Genomic DNA, 14,028 nt, shown 5'->3' on the forward strand with positions numbered 1-14,028 from the left:
TACGGGGTTCGCACTCAAACTATTTAGTCGCTTCTACAATCTCTATATCTAAAGTAATAGTTTCCGTAACCGTTTTTGCTCCTGCTTTACTTAAATTGATTACGATAACAGCTTCCTCTCCAAAAAAGGTTTTCATCGTACCTAAGTTCAGTCCGTTTGGTAATTCGATTGGGAGGACATCATTAAGATTTACTGTAATACTAGTGTCTCCATCGTTATCTGTAAATGATTTATTCACTGGATAACCAGCTACAGAAACGACTGTTGCAGTGAAACCATCCAGATTAGCCCCAACGATAAGAGAATTCACCACAGCTGTTGAAGGACCTTCTAATATATATGTATTAGCCGTATCATGACGTAATGTACCACCATTGCTCACAGATGCCTGGATACTATTTAATGCTAGTTCCAGTGTTGGTGCTGGCACTGGTGCCGGTGCTGGCGTCAGTGGGCCACGGATTTTCTTAACAGCTTTCATAATATTTTTCGCTAGTTTCGTATCTTTCTTTTCAATCGCAGCAACTTGCTTTTCTACACTCGCAATTAATTCCGCTGCTTTTGCTAAATCTGTTTCAATTAGATTTTTTTGTTCAATCTCTCTATACGCCTGATAAACAGCCATTTCAGCATCTACAGTCGCTGATAATTTCTCAGCTGGCGTATAATATTTTGCAAGTAGAAGTCTGCGAGTATCTGGACCGAAAACCTTCGCTACTGCTTTTTTGAATTCAGCATTTTTCTGATCAAGAGCTTCTTGAGCTAGGAGTACTTTTCTTTGCGTTCCACCTTCGACAGCTATATTAAATGCTGTTTTCTTCGTTGCGATGTTTACGTTTACTGCAGCTACATAGTTTTCCGCACGATTTAAGTATTGCTTTTTCGCTTCTAACTTTTTCGTATACGATGCTTTTTTACTGCCGCCATTTTTAGAAATTTCCTTCTTAGCCGCATCATAGTACTCTCGAGCTAGTTTTGCTTCTTTACGGATTGTTGTCGTACTCGGTAATTTGCCCTTGTATTTAGCCGCTTGATAATAGACATTAAACGCTTTCGTCATTTGATTAGTAGCTTTCGTAATCGCTTTATCTACTGAATTTGTTGCCGCCTCCGATTGTGCTGGTGCTACTGCTGTAATAGCTGATCCTGCGATGACTACAGCCGTTACTACTTTCATTGCTTTCTTTTTACTCATGATTATGTAATTCTCCTCTCTACTACCTCATACTTTTTATCTATGTATATAAACATATTAAATGAACCATGCCAACTTTACTATAAAAAAATCCCCTATTTTGCATATTAAGGTTTTTTCATACCAGTATGCCCTTTTGCCACACACTTAACAGGCAGTAAGCCCCCCACCCCAAGCTTACGAGAAAACAGAGAAGAGAGGTGGGGGACAACTGCCTGTAAAGGTCTGATTGGTTCAACTAACCATCAGCGGGGGATGAAGCGCCCCACTGATGGAAGTTTCACTTTATATAATTTTGTGGTACGATTGCATTAAGATGCTATACGTATGGAGTGAAAAAATATGAAGCGCATAATCGTACCAATCGTTGGTCTAATCACTATTGGAACTCTAATCGGTGGTAATTTCTATTGGAAGCACAATGTGAATGAAACCGTACAAGCCGCTAAGCAAGCATTAACTGAAACAGAATCCAACGCTTCCAATCAAATAAGTTCTGAAAAGAAGTCCGTTAAGCAAATAAAAAAAGAATATAGTGCTCTTTTTGAAGAGTTAGAAGCACAAGAAACAAGCAAGATTGATCAGCTAATGGTAGCTGCGAAAGCAGACTATGTTAGTAAAAAAGACTCAAAAACTGAAATTACCGGAAAATATCAAGAAACGGCACAAGAATTAGAGAAAAAAGCTGATCAAAGCTTCAACGCCCTCTATCAACAGCTACAATATGACCTTGAAAAAAACGGACATAATGTCAAAGAAGCTGAACAGTTTCAGCGCACCTATAAAGAAAAGAAAAAAGAACGATATAAACGCATTCTCAGTCAGGTCAAAGATTTTTAAAGCTAAAAATAACCTCATTTCGCCACTCGAAATGAGGTTATTTTTACTTTTTCTTCATTCGAAAAACAATGATACACGTCACGACTCCAAGAATTCCTCCGCATGTGTCTAATAGAACATCCTCTACTAAAGAGCTCCGTCCATTCGTATAATGTTGATGAATCTCGTCTAAAGAAGCATAAAGGAAAACAAAGAAAGCCGCCACAATCGTAGCGATCACTTTGCTTTTCCACACCCTAGTACTAACAAGCCATGACAAAGCACCCAACACAAAGAAAACAAATAAGTGTGCAGCTTTCCGAATGAAAAACTCAACAAAATGAACCATTCCTAAATTCGACACACTTATTTCACGGCCTGCATAGATAAATTGAATACTAGAAAAAATTTTATCCAAATTACTATCACCTAAAAGAACCGTAAGATAAGGTGATAGATTCTGCTCGCTGTACGATTGTGAGGAAAAAAAGAAAATAAGCAATCCCCACAAAGCAAGAAATACGATGAAAAACTTTCGTTTCATCGCTTTCTATACTCTACCATTTGCATTAATTTAACAGACAGTTCTTCTACTAATTCATCGGCGGTAACATTAGGGTCTTGTTCACCCTTTTCAAAAGCTTCTCTTAGGAGTTGATAAAAAGCTTCATTTGATATATTAGTTGATTTCATATTAAACTCCTCTTTATCTTCTTATGTATCACGACTACCTTCCTAAAGCTTCCTCTATCGCTGCAATTTCTTCTGCTGTAAAACGGGAATAAGCAATTTGAAGAGCCATTGCTTCTTGTTCAGGCGTTAATCCCCGCTCAGCAGCTTTATTATAAAGCGCAACTTCTTCTTCTGTAAAACGACTAAATCCAAATGCCATTGCTTCTTCTCTTGAAGAAAAATGTAAACCACCAGATTCTCCTTCAGATTTCTCTTCCGTTGAAGGTACTGCCTCAGTGTCCTGTGTATCCTGTTTTGACGTTTCCGACGTTTTCCCCGCTACTTCTCCATTTGCTAAAGATCCTGCTTCTTTCTTTGTATCCTCATCTTCTGTTTTAGAAATGTCCTCCGATTCAGAAGCTTCACCAACCGACGTTTCATTTCCATCCTGACCAACACCTGTTTCAGATGGTTCTTCATCATTACTTACAGATGCAGAATTGGGATTAGAGTCCCCATCATTCCCCACTTCTTCTCCCTTTTTTTGGTCTTTTGTCTCATTATTAGAATCTGAGGTGTGACTTTTCTCACTAACAGTAACAGATTCTCCCTCCTCCTTCTGGCTCTTTTGATTAACAATAATAAATGCCATAATAATGACAAATATACTGCCAACAACGGCAAGGACTTTATTTCTTGTTTTCATACATGTTATCTCCCAGTTTTTACTTGATTATAATTGTACTCTATATGTAAAAGAATAGAATGATTTAAAGATCTCTTTGTTTTTGTAATTGTTCTTTACGTCTATTTATATAAATATTAAGAATTTTTTGTATCGCTTCTAATTTCTCAATAGAATGGACATCTTGTCTAATATATCTCAATGTTTTCTTAATAGATTTAGGTAATTGTTCAAGAATATTCAAATAGTTCACGCCTCCCATATAGATTTTACTATAAAACCCAAAATCTATAAATAGGTATGTTCTGTAATTAAAGCTGCGTTTCGGTCTAATTTTGTCAGATTTTTGAATATGAATAATTATTACTATTTAATAACAATAATGTATAATAAAGGAACATACATTGAGGATAGGTAGAAATAAGGAGGAGAATTTTTACAAAAGAGAGGGGGGAACCCAAATGCCATACTACCATATGAAAGAAATTTGGACACCTTTAAAAATGATAGGTATCAAGTTTTTCAAGACGGAGGATAGACATCTCTTCGTGAAGGTTTGGAAGCAGAATCGGAAATTAATTAAATGAACGGCTTACGATTATGTTTAATAGTATCATTCGAAATAGTATTTTTGGCTCATCTATAAAGAGTCCTTTTGTCCTAACAAAAAGTAACGGCTATGGGGTCTCATAGCCGTTACTTTTTGTTTTTTATCTACTTTAAACACTCACCACCACTATTTCACTTTCACCTTCACAACTGAACTTTGGTTCCCAACCTAATCTTTCTCTTTTAATTTTAAGTATGAATTTTTCTTTTGTTTTTTCATCTTAATCTTGTACTTTCCTTTTGAATCTGATATTCCTTTGGCAATCACTTTATTTTTAAAATCCAATACTTCTACACTTACATTCGGTTGTGTCATTCCTGACACATAGGTAGATGTTGACTTAAATTGAACTTTACCTTTAGTGACAGCTTCTCACTGAACTGTACCGCTATTGTCCAGCATCCTTACTTTTGAAGCTTGTGAGAAAGCCAAATCAGTCAATAGAATCGTGAAATTCTTTATTGAAGGTAAAGAAAATTGGTAATAATCATGATTATAATCTGCATTATTTCGACCTAAGTAATATTTGTTTAACTTAATCGTATTGGATGATTTTTTATCATTGTTTAATTCCAATTCTGTAAAGCTAGTTGCTTTAAAAATTGGTTTAAATTGATACCGACGATTAGCACTATGATTATAATAGTATTCGCCTTTCCTATATGTATAGTTATCTGAAAATTCTGAATTATTATTTTCAAATAATAGGTGACTTTTGGGATATGTATTGGCAGAGTTATAGTCGAGCCCCGTGGGGAAAAAAGTTACTATTGTTTTTAATCACATTTAGGTTTTTTATCTAATAGTTGAACTTCTGTAGAATATTCCTTCCTCCTTAAAATCAAATGAAAACTGTCCATTAGAAAGGATTGAAAGTTTGTAATAATCTACATCATCTCGATTATAAATCCGTCCCTGATGCAACATATTATACTTAATCATCCTTTACAAATCCCCGTTTATTTTCATCTAAAATGATGTAATCCCAATGACCCTGCATATATATTGTTAGCAACGGTGATAAAATCCCTAATAACAACGGTTCCAAATTCCCCTAAAATAACGGAGAATTAGTTTCGATACTAGATAAATCGGAGTGGAGAAACTAATGATCAAGATTGGGGAATTTTTTATGATTAGAGAACTATATCAGAAAGGTTGGACCATTACAGCTGTCTCTGAGAAAACAGGCTTTGATCCAAAAACAATACGTAAGTACATAAAGCAAGATACACTGCCTTCTAAAAAGAAAGTGGATCGAAAAGGAAGTATACTTGATCCCTATAAACAGTATATTCTTCAAAGAATTAAGGAAGGAACCATAAATTGTGCAGTTTTACTAGATGAAATTGAAGCCCTTGGTTATAAGGGGAAAATGACCATCTTAAGGGATTTTGTTAGACCATACAGAGAAAGTCCTAAGAAACAAGCAACCTTACGGTTTGAGACACCTCCTGGTAAGCAGGCTCAAATGGATTGGGCACATGTAGGTGAATTTGAAGTTGATGGGGAAATGAAAGAAGTATATGCCTTCGTTATGGTATTGGGCTATTCCCGAATGAAGTATATTGAATTTACAAGCAGCATGGATTTGGAAACACTCATGAAATGTCATATGAATGCATTTGCATACTTTAATGGAGTACCAGAGCAAATCCTCTACGATAATATGAAAACAGCAGTTACTAAGCATACACCTATTGAAATTCGGTTTAATAGAAAGTTTGAGGATTTCCTTGCCTACTATGGAATTGTTCCAAAGGCATGTAAACCAAGTAGACCTCAAACTAAAGGAAAAGTGGAGAATGTAGTTGGCTATCTCAAGAAGAACTTTATGAAGCGAAGGCATCAGCCGAATTTACATTCATTAAATGAGGATGTTCGAAAGTGGTTGGATAAAACAGCAAATAAAAAACCAAATGGTACTACAAATGAATCACCATTAAAGAGATTTGAACTAGAACAAAAACATCTAGGAAACTCTAATATGAAACCAGCATTTCCGCTTGCACATTGGGAAATACGCGAAGTAAGTAGAGACTCCTTTATATCTTATAATGGGAAACGGTATTCTGTTCCGTTCCGATTTGTAGGCCAGAAAGTAAAGGTAAAAGAAACACTTGAGCACCACATTGAAATTTATGATGAATTTGAATGTATAGCTAAGCATCCTATACTAACAGGGAAAACAGAAGTTCATATGAAACTGGAACATTATAAAAAAGGATTGAATGAGACAACTACAGGTTTGGCGACCAGTCTCAATCAATCCCCTGATCTTGAAGTGGAACAACGTTCCCTACAAGTGTATGAACAATTAGAAGGGAGTGACCTTGGATGAGCACTCAACATCTAACTGAACGACTAATAAAAGTTGGATGGCAGCATACTGCAGACCAAATTGAAGGTCTACTAGAAGATGCCTCTAAAGATAATGTACCATATTCTGAGTTTCTTAACACTATTCTGTTAAACGAAATTCAATACAGAGAATCAGTAGAATTAGAGAAAAGATTATTAAAAGCAAAACTTCCATTTCAAAAGACTATTCATGACTTTGAATTTGATTTTCAACCAAGTATTAGTGAAAAGCGCGTTAAGGAAGTTCTAACCTGTCGGTTTATTGAAAATGGTGACAATGTCTTACTCCTGGGTCCTCCAGGGGTAGGCAAGACCCACCTTTCAGTAGCATTCTCTACAGAAGCAATCATAAAAGGTTATACCGCCCTCTTTATTAGGGCAGATGATTTCATCAATGAATGTAATAAAGCAGAAAAACAAGGACTCATAAACAGGGTGATAAAACGTTGGAGTAGGCCAAACATATTGGTTATTGATGAATTAGGTTATTTTCCTTTTGATAATCTAAGTGCAAATATATTCTTTCAGGTTATTTCTAAACGTTATGAACAAGGCAGATCTTTGATTATTACATCTAATAAGTCATTTATTGAATGGGGAAAAATATTTGGAGATGAAGTATTAGCAACAGCAATACTAGACCGTCTTCTACATCACGCCACTACATTTAATATTAAGGGAGGCTCTTACAGGCTTCGTGAGAAGCAAAAAGCCGGCATTCAGCCAGCTGTCATAAATCGTTGATAATCGGGAATTTTGTTCCGTTGAAAAAAGGGAATTTTAATCCGTTGTTGACATATATCAAAGAATAATGGATTGTCTAACACAAAAGAAACCTTTGAAGACCTTTTAATGGTGAATTTATAATAATCTTCATCTATTATGTAGTGGTCATCCTTTATGTCAAAATTCGTTGGGCGTGTGTATAAAGTATTGACCTTAACAGTTTGTTCCTTTTCTCCATTTTTAATGTTGGCATAACTAACTTTAAATTCATGTGCCGGCGTGGGCTCATTTTCAGCCACATCCGAAAGTATGTATAACGTATATTCCATAACGAGTCATCTTATAAGGTGCTTCACTAATTTTTATTTCTCCACTTCTTATTGATTCTACCTCTCGATCAAAATCAAAGAATAGAAATTGTTAGCAATGGTGATAAAACGTTGGAGCAAGCCAAACATATTGATTATTGATGAATTAGGCTATTTTCCTTTTGATAATCTAAGTGCAAATATATTCTTTCAGGTTATTTCTAAACGTTATGAACAAGGCAGATCTTTGATTATTACATCTAATAAGTCATTTACTGAATGGCGGAAAATATTTGGAAATGAAGTATTAGCAACAGCAATACTAGACCAACTTCTACATCACGCCACTACATTTAATATTAAGGGAGGCTCTTACAGGCTTCGTAAGAAGCAAAAAGCCGGCATTCAGCCAGCTGTCATAAATCGTTGAAAAAAGGGAATTTTAATCCGTTGTTGACACCAGCCGAGCGGGGGGGGGGAGGGGGGCGGCAGGTCCATTTTTTCTTATAAAGGAGTTACCTCCAATATACATAAAATCGTTGCTAAACGCAGAAAATAAATTCATGAAGCCTTTATCCCTCATGATTTTCAATTCGGCCGTCAGCCCCAATTCGACTGGGAGAAGCTAATGTTTTTAAAGGGCGAACACATCGTGTTTTCCGCTTCTGCATTCAGGTTTCCGCAAGCCTTATGCGATTTCTAAGGACATATACCTTCATGGAAAACAGAAATTGTCTCTAGATAGCTTGTTCATTCATTTAAATTTTAATAAAACATTACCATGCGTCTACGGCTACTCTATTCCATTTATTTACAGAATAACAAACATACATATAATTCCCATCAGCCGACCAATCACCAGGAGTTCCTGTTGCGGTTGCTGAGGCTGGAACACTTACAAAACGAGATATATTTCCCGTTCTGCCTGCATTATCTCTGAATTTAAGGATATTGTCCGCACCATCGACAAAAACACTATTGTTTACGGTGCTAGCTGTAACAGGAGTAAAAGCAACAGGTATAAAGAAGTTAAAACGTGATGTTGTTGAATTTATTTCAAAAATATTTTTTGAATCAGTGGCATTTCTCAATCTAAAATAATCCTTCTTATAAACACCTGAATCAAACTCGTATGTTTTCCCTGTCGTTGGTCCCTCAGTGTTATCTATTCTTAACCTTCTTGTGAAAGATGAACCAAAAAGTATCGTCCATGAAGTTTGAGCTTTAGCATGAACAGTAGGATATACAGCCGCATATTGACCCGCTATCCATGTTCCTGTGCTTGATGCTGAATCAATTATTGCAGTATCTCCTTCCCCTTTCTCAATATAAGGCATAAAATAGACATTAGAATTACCATTATCATAGATTGCCCCTAGTGTATTTTGCGAAGCGTGACAGTTCAAATGTAGAGTATGCCTAGCTGTATTGTAAAAACCCCATCCACCATTTACTGAGGCATCACATTTATCTAAAGTAATTACATTATTATCTACTCCACCGCTTAAATTGAATCCGTTTGCTTTATTTCGATAAGCACGTACATTAGACAATTGGCATAAGTTACTATTAACGCCTGTAGAATCTAAATTCACTCCATGTCTTCCAAACCCTTCTATTAGGACATTTCTCAAGTTAACCCTATTTGATTCGATTTTTATACCGTCATCGGTACCAGAATCAACTGATTTTGAATATAGACATATATTTGATATTTCAGTAAAAGCTGCATTATTTGTCATAGGTATGATTCCTGCTACCCCTTCATCAAATTCCAAAACGGTTTTAGAAGTAGAATAATCCAAACCACATCCAGAACCTTCAAGTATTTTTGTTGAGTTAAATGACAAAGAATTAGATAATCTAAATCTCTTATGAGGAAAAAATATTTTATCTCCTGCATTTATTGCATCTTGAATAGCTTGCCAGTCATCTGTTACTCCATCCCCTTTCGCATTATATGGGGCTTGAGTAACATCAATCCATCCATTAAGTTTCTTTGCATTATCCGCCAACTTTTCCGTTAAAAGCTTAATTTCATTAGTACCAGATTCCGTAACTTCCCCAGAATCGCCTCGTTGCAGTATCGTATTTTCACTTACCTTTTTTATTATCCAGCCAAAAGTAAAAGTGAAAATAGAAAGTAAAAAAAACCGTAATAAGTTCCTTCTTTTCAAAGAATATTCCTCCTTGTGAACGTTTGCCACTTTTGAACACTTTACATGGAGCTTCTGCGGATATAACTTATCACAAAGGAACAGGTAGTAGGCTTCGTGCACGAGCCTATCATACCCGCCACTGCATGTAAAACGATGAATATACACTAAATAGTGCATATTCTAAATTACCAAACACTACATTTTTTAAATGCCAGTGCCACTCTATGACCATTTTTACTGCATATAGTTTAAATTCCTTATCGTAACTTTTTTCCATACTGGACATCTCATTCTTATTCGTTCTTCTAATTATACTAGAATCGTTATTTATCGTGCCCATTTCTTAGACTAACATCATGGATTACTGTAAGCATTGTTTATTTTTATTAGTTCATCTTTCAAGGTATCTATTGCATTATAATAACAATTGGATTTTTTAAATTGACTTTCCTGTGAAGTAATCTGTAGAAGGATTGAAACACTCTGTTATACTAAAGGTTTTACCTATATTCAGAATAATTAGGAGTGAATTCCTGGAGTATTTGTACTTTTCTTTAGCAAATCCCATAGAAAATATCGAAAACTTGCAAGATTCCCTTATATCCTGTGCAACCGTGTTGATTTTAAATGTCTAATAAATAATCGCAACATACCTACCACGCATCCCCCAGGCCTATCCTTTTAGAAAAAAATTTAATTAACTCTTTTTAAAACTCCCACTTAATTTAATAGATAGTTCTTCTACTGATTTACTTACTGTTAGATTCGGCATAGACCTCCCTTTATTATCAACTGCCTCTTGAAGTAATTGATGAAAAGCCTTCTTGGTTACACTTGATATCATTGTAAGATTTCCCTATATAAAAATAGAGGGCTATCAACCGATAGCCCTCTCTCACTACATAAAATTAACAATATGTTTTTCACTTATAATAATTGGTAATATATCAATAACCACTATGATTTATATACACCAATCTCAACTTATTCTTACTTTATTACTATGCACCACATCTAACACCTTATCAATCACACGCTGTTGCTGTTCTTCGGTCATATTTGATCCCGAAGGCAAACATAGACCATTTGCAAACAACTTATCTGACACACTTCGTCCTTCTTCATGCATGTAATACTTTTTCCCTTCAAACAACGGTTGCAAATGAAGTGGTTTCCAAACTGGACGGGCTTCGATGTTTTCTTCTGCTAAAGCATCAATTAGTTTCATTGGTGATACACCAAGCTCTTCTCGATCGATAGTCAACGTTGTCAACCAACGGTTATGTAGTGTACCTTCAAGTTCCGGCATAAAGTTTATACCTTCAATATTACCAAATGCTTCTACATATCGATTAAAAATAGATCGTCTTGCTGCTACTCTATCATTCAATACTTCCAACTGTGCTCGTCCAACACCAGCTAAAATATTGCTCATGCGATAGTTATAACCTGCCACACTATGCTGGTAATGAGGTGCTGGATCCCGTGCTTGTGTAGCTAAAAAACGTGCCTTTTTCAAGGCTGCTTCATCATTGGATACCAGCATCCCACCACCGGACGTAGTAATAATCTTATTACCATTAAACGAATAAATCCCAAACTTACCAAATGTACCGCTCTTCTTACCTTTGTACTCCGCTCCAAGGGATTCAGCTGCATCTTCAATCACTGGCACACTATATCGATTACAGATTGCCATAATTTCATCCATCTTAGCACTTTGTCCATACAAATTCACAACAATAACTGCTTTAGGAAGCTTCCCTTCATACTCTGCGTCCAAAAGTGCCCGCTCCAATGCTAGAGGTGACATATTCCACGTATCGGGTTCTGAATCAATAAATACCGGCTCTGCTCCCTGATACACAATTGGATTCGCACTTGCAATAAACGTTAACGACGAGCAAAATACGACATCACCTTGTTCAACCTCGAGCAATTGCAATGCTAAATGAATTGCAGCTGTTCCTGAACTTGTAGCAGCTGCGTCACGTACATCTACATAGTCCGAAAGTTCACGCTCAAATTGATCCACATTCGGTCCAAGTGGTGCAATCCAGTTTGTTTCAAATGCTTCATTAATATACTTTTGCTCATTTCCGCTCATATGAGGAGAGGAAAGGAAAATTCTTGAATAGTTAGACATATAATCACCTTTCAGTCTGTTAATTTAAATGCTTTAATACTTTCGCTGGTATTCCCACAGCGGTTACATCATTAGGAATATCCTGAACCACAGTGGCCCCCGCTCCAATTATAGACCAATTTCCAACATTTTTCCCCGGTATTATAGTAACTCCTGCCCCAATATGTGTCCCCTCTCCTACCTGTACATTACCGGTTAAAATAGCACCTGGAGAAATGTGTGCATAGTCTCTAATGTTATTATCATGTTCTATTACAGCTAAAGAATTAATAATTGCATGCTTCCCAATAATAGTATCAGCATTGATTATACTCCCCGCCATCACAACAGTTCCTTCCGCAATATTTGCAGAAGGACTAATAATAGCTGAGGGGTGAATAAGTGTTGCATAAGTTACACATTCAAGTCTTTCCACTATTTTTTTACGAATATGGTTGCTACCAATTGCAATAATAGCTTCAGAAGATTCTAATTTAGAGAACTCAGATATTGGGCCTATCTTAATACCATCTTTCTCGAAAAGCTCAGTATATTTATCGTCTAAGATAGCAATGATTGTATAAACTCCACTAGCAGAAATAATATCCTGAATAACCTTGCTGTGGCCCCCTTCACCAATCACAATAATGGGCTTCATTTTATGCTCCCCGCCCTTTCGAACCTTTAAATTTCTCTATTGTCACATGCCCTGTCTGACTAATCCCTTCAGACTTAAATACCTTCAACACTGTCATGAACAAAATCTTTATATCTAACCAAAAAGAGCGGTTCTCCACATACCATACATCCAAATTAAACTTCTCTTCCCACGAAATTGCATTCCGACCATTCACCTGCGCCCAGCCTGTTATACCAGGACGAACTTCATGGCGACGTGCTTGTTCTGGAGTATACAAGTCCAAATACTCCATCAGCAAAGGACGAGGACCGACTAAGCTAATATCACCTTTTAATACATTAAACAGCTGTGGTAACTCATCTAAACTAAGTTTGCGCAACAACTTTCCAAATGATGTCAAGCGAACATGATCAGGCAGTAGTTCCCCATCTTCATCTCTCTCATCCGTCATAGTTCTAAATTTATACACAAAAAAAGGCTTGCCCTGCAAACCTGGGCGTTGTTGTTTAAAAATAACAGGTGAACCGAGTTTTAAGCAAATTAGGCAGGCAGTAACCAGAATAACTGGTGACAACATAATCAGTCCCATCAATGAACACACAAAATCAAAGATTCGTTTCATTTAAACACCCGCTTTTATCAATTAACTTCATTAGTTTTATACACATTAAGATTTTCAATTTTTAATACTACTATCAAATTTTTTCTGTAGACTTTCTGAATATCCCTCCGGATTAACCTTCTGCCACTTCCAAGCATCACGACACATATCAGCGAGTGTCTTATCTGCTTTCCATCCTAGTTCACGCTCCGCCTTATTTGGATTCGCATAACATTCCGCAATATCACCTGGGCGACGTTCAACAATTTGATACGGAATTTTAACACCTGTCACTTTTTCAAATTCACGTACAACGTCCAATACACTATATCCTGTCCCTGTACCCAGATTATAAGCCTCTACACCTGTTACATTCTTAACTCTTTGCAATGCTTTCAAATGTCCCATTGCAAGATCAGTAACATGTATATAATCACGAATTCCTGTACCGTCCGGAGTTTCATAATCTCCACCATATACAAGTAACTCATCACGTTTTCCAATTGCCACTTGTGTAATATATGGCATTAAGTTATTCGGGATTCCATTCGGGTCTTCACCAATTTTACCACTTTCATGAGCACCTAATGGATTAAAGTAACGAAGCAGCGCAATACTCCAATCTGGATTAGATATATAAACATCTCGTAATATCTCCTCAATCATCAATTTCGTCCTTCCATACGGATTCGTTGAACGAAGTGGTACATTTTCCGCAACTGGCACTTGATCTGGTTTTCCATAAACAGTAGCAGATGAACTAAATACCATCTTATGCACATTATACTTCTCCATTACTTGACACAGCGTAATCGTACCTCCTATATTATTTTCATAATAATATAGAGGATTCGAAACCGATTCTCCGACAGCTTTTAGCCCAGCAAAATGAATAACTGCTTCTATTTGATGGTTCTCGAAAACGGTCGACAACCCTATCTCATCACGTAAATCAACTTCATACAAAGGAATCTTCTGACCTGCTAATGACTCCATTCTACTTATCACTTCCGGCTTACTGTTAGAAAAATTATCGACAACGACGACTTCATAACCCGCTTCCAACAACAAAAGAGCTGTATGACTTCCAATGAAGCCGGCTCCTCCAGTCACCAATATAGACATCT

General features: G+C 36.4%; 15 protein-coding genes and 2 pseudogenes. 4 read left to right on the top strand and 13 right to left on the bottom strand.

Annotated elements, in window-relative coordinates:
• Nucleotides 1-19: 19 nt before the first annotated feature.
• Nucleotides 20-1,195 (bottom strand): hypothetical protein, encoded by a 1,176-nt coding sequence (locus BAOM_RS22035; protein ID WP_127762132.1) that lies wholly within the window; start codon nucleotides 1,193-1,195, stop codon nucleotides 20-22.
• 342 nt (nucleotides 1,196-1,537) lie between these two features.
• Here BAOM_RS22035 and BAOM_RS22045 point away from each other — a divergent pair, with 342 nt between their 5' ends.
• Nucleotides 1,538-2,035 (top strand): hypothetical protein, encoded by a 498-nt coding sequence (locus BAOM_RS22045; RefSeq protein ID WP_127762133.1) that lies wholly within the window; start codon nucleotides 1,538-1,540, stop codon nucleotides 2,033-2,035.
• Between the two features lie 43 nt (nucleotides 2,036-2,078).
• Here BAOM_RS22045 and BAOM_RS22050 read toward each other — a convergent pair whose 3' ends face one another.
• From BAOM_RS22050 to BAOM_RS24670, 5 genes and pseudogenes are all read right to left on the bottom strand, one after another.
• On the bottom strand, nucleotides 2,079-2,558 hold the full coding sequence (locus tag BAOM_RS22050) for a VanZ family protein (protein ID WP_127762134.1): 480 nt from the start codon (nucleotides 2,556-2,558) through the stop codon (nucleotides 2,079-2,081).
• Nucleotides 2,555-2,707, bottom strand: a complete 153-nt coding sequence (locus tag BAOM_RS24665; RefSeq protein ID WP_164853310.1) for a YwzD family small protein — start codon at nucleotides 2,705-2,707, stop codon at nucleotides 2,555-2,557. Before BAOM_RS24665 ends, BAOM_RS22050 begins: the two co-directional genes overlap by 4 nt.
• Before the next feature lie 34 nt (nucleotides 2,708-2,741).
• Entirely contained in the window at nucleotides 2,742-3,392 is a 651-nt protein-coding gene (locus BAOM_RS22055; protein WP_127762135.1) for a hypothetical protein, read from the bottom strand.
• A 64-nt stretch (nucleotides 3,393-3,456) separates the two neighbouring features.
• Nucleotides 3,457-3,615: a LytR family transcriptional regulator gene (locus BAOM_RS22060; RefSeq protein WP_127762136.1), complete on the bottom strand. Its 159-nt coding sequence runs from the start codon at nucleotides 3,613-3,615 to the stop codon at nucleotides 3,457-3,459.
• A gap of 534 nt (nucleotides 3,616-4,149) precedes the next feature.
• A pseudogene (locus BAOM_RS24670) lies at nucleotides 4,150-4,323 on the bottom strand (Ig-like domain-containing protein); the annotation flags it as partial.
• Nucleotides 4,324-5,089: 766 nt separating this feature from the next.
• Between BAOM_RS24670 and istA the strand changes: the two are divergent.
• Nucleotides 5,090-6,322, top strand: coding sequence for an IS21 family transposase (gene istA, locus BAOM_RS22065; protein ID WP_127760600.1), 1,233 nt, complete (start codon nucleotides 5,090-5,092; stop codon nucleotides 6,320-6,322).
• Nucleotides 6,319-7,086 (top strand): IS21-like element helper ATPase IstB, encoded by a 768-nt coding sequence (istB, locus tag BAOM_RS22070; protein WP_127760599.1) that lies wholly within the window; start codon nucleotides 6,319-6,321, stop codon nucleotides 7,084-7,086. Before istA ends, istB begins: the two co-directional genes overlap by 4 nt.
• Here istB and BAOM_RS22075 read toward each other — a convergent pair.
• Complete coding sequence (locus BAOM_RS22075) at nucleotides 7,062-7,397, bottom strand: hypothetical protein (protein ID WP_127762137.1); 336 nt, start codon at nucleotides 7,395-7,397, stop codon at nucleotides 7,062-7,064. The two genes, istB and BAOM_RS22075, sit on opposite strands and share 25 nt — an antisense overlap.
• Before the next feature lie 115 nt (nucleotides 7,398-7,512).
• Here BAOM_RS22075 and BAOM_RS22080 point away from each other — a divergent pair.
• A pseudogene (locus tag BAOM_RS22080) lies at nucleotides 7,513-7,806 on the top strand (ATP-binding protein); the annotation flags it as partial.
• Between the two features lie 346 nt (nucleotides 7,807-8,152).
• Here BAOM_RS22080 and BAOM_RS22085 read toward each other — a convergent pair.
• From BAOM_RS22085 to galE, 6 genes are all read right to left on the bottom strand, one after another.
• On the bottom strand, nucleotides 8,153-9,553 hold the full coding sequence (locus BAOM_RS22085) for a glycosyl hydrolase family 28-related protein (protein ID WP_164853312.1): 1,401 nt from the start codon (nucleotides 9,551-9,553) through the stop codon (nucleotides 8,153-8,155).
• A 679-nt stretch (nucleotides 9,554-10,232) separates the two neighbouring features.
• A complete protein-coding gene (locus BAOM_RS24675) occupies nucleotides 10,233-10,379 on the bottom strand; it encodes a hypothetical protein (protein WP_164853313.1) in 147 nt (48 codons plus the stop codon).
• Nucleotides 10,380-10,514: 135 nt separating this feature from the next.
• The gene (locus tag BAOM_RS22090; protein ID WP_127762140.1) at nucleotides 10,515-11,681 is read right to left on the bottom strand and encodes a DegT/DnrJ/EryC1/StrS family aminotransferase; all 1,167 of its coding nucleotides are present in this window, start codon (nucleotides 11,679-11,681) and stop codon (nucleotides 10,515-10,517) included.
• 19 nt (nucleotides 11,682-11,700) lie between these two features.
• Nucleotides 11,701-12,318: an acetyltransferase gene (locus tag BAOM_RS22095; protein ID WP_127762141.1), complete on the bottom strand. Its 618-nt coding sequence runs from the start codon at nucleotides 12,316-12,318 to the stop codon at nucleotides 11,701-11,703.
• A gap of 1 nt (nucleotide 12,319) precedes the next feature.
• Nucleotides 12,320-12,922 carry a sugar transferase gene (locus tag BAOM_RS22100; protein ID WP_127762142.1) on the bottom strand — a complete coding sequence of 201 codons (603 nt, stop codon included), beginning with the start codon at nucleotides 12,920-12,922 and terminating at the stop codon, nucleotides 12,320-12,322.
• Between the two features lie 54 nt (nucleotides 12,923-12,976).
• Nucleotides 12,977-14,026 (bottom strand): UDP-glucose 4-epimerase GalE, encoded by a 1,050-nt coding sequence (gene galE / locus BAOM_RS22105; protein ID WP_127762143.1) that lies wholly within the window; start codon nucleotides 14,024-14,026, stop codon nucleotides 12,977-12,979.
• Between the last annotated feature and the right edge of the window lie 2 nt (nucleotides 14,027-14,028).

The sequence above is a fragment of the Peribacillus asahii genome (assembly GCF_004006295.1).
Lineage (GTDB): Bacteria > Bacillota > Bacilli > Bacillales > DSM-1321 > Peribacillus > Peribacillus asahii_A.

Bases quoted from the DNA above. Each gene is read 5' to 3' on its own strand.
- galE (WP_127762143.1), bottom strand. From the start codon at position 14,026: ATGTCTATATTGGTGACTGGAGGAGCCGGCTTCATTGGAAGTCATACA.
- istA (WP_127760600.1), top strand. From the start codon at position 5,090: ATGATCAAGATTGGGGAATTTTTTATGATTAGAGAACTATATCAGAAA.
- BAOM_RS22050 (WP_127762134.1), bottom strand. From the start codon at position 2,558: ATGAAACGAAAGTTTTTCATCGTATTTCTTGCTTTGTGGGGATTGCTT.
- BAOM_RS22095 (WP_127762141.1), bottom strand. From the start codon at position 12,318: ATGAAGCCCATTATTGTGATTGGTGAAGGGGGCCACAGCAAGGTTATT.
- BAOM_RS24675 (WP_164853313.1), bottom strand. From the start codon at position 10,379: ATGATATCAAGTGTAACCAAGAAGGCTTTTCATCAATTACTTCAAGAG.
- BAOM_RS22100 (WP_127762142.1), bottom strand. From the start codon at position 12,922: ATGAAACGAATCTTTGATTTTGTGTGTTCATTGATGGGACTGATTATG.
- BAOM_RS22045 (WP_127762133.1), top strand. From the start codon at position 1,538: ATGAAGCGCATAATCGTACCAATCGTTGGTCTAATCACTATTGGAACT.
- BAOM_RS22055 (WP_127762135.1), bottom strand. From the start codon at position 3,392: ATGAAAACAAGAAATAAAGTCCTTGCCGTTGTTGGCAGTATATTTGTC.
- BAOM_RS22035 (WP_127762132.1), bottom strand. From the start codon at position 1,195: ATGAGTAAAAAGAAAGCAATGAAAGTAGTAACGGCTGTAGTCATCGCA.
- BAOM_RS24665 (WP_164853310.1), bottom strand. From the start codon at position 2,707: ATGAAATCAACTAATATATCAAATGAAGCTTTTTATCAACTCCTAAGA.
- istB (WP_127760599.1), top strand. From the start codon at position 6,319: ATGAGCACTCAACATCTAACTGAACGACTAATAAAAGTTGGATGGCAG.
- BAOM_RS22090 (WP_127762140.1), bottom strand. From the start codon at position 11,681: ATGTCTAACTATTCAAGAATTTTCCTTTCCTCTCCTCATATGAGCGGA.
- BAOM_RS22075 (WP_127762137.1), bottom strand. From the start codon at position 7,397: ATGGAATATACGTTATACATACTTTCGGATGTGGCTGAAAATGAGCCC.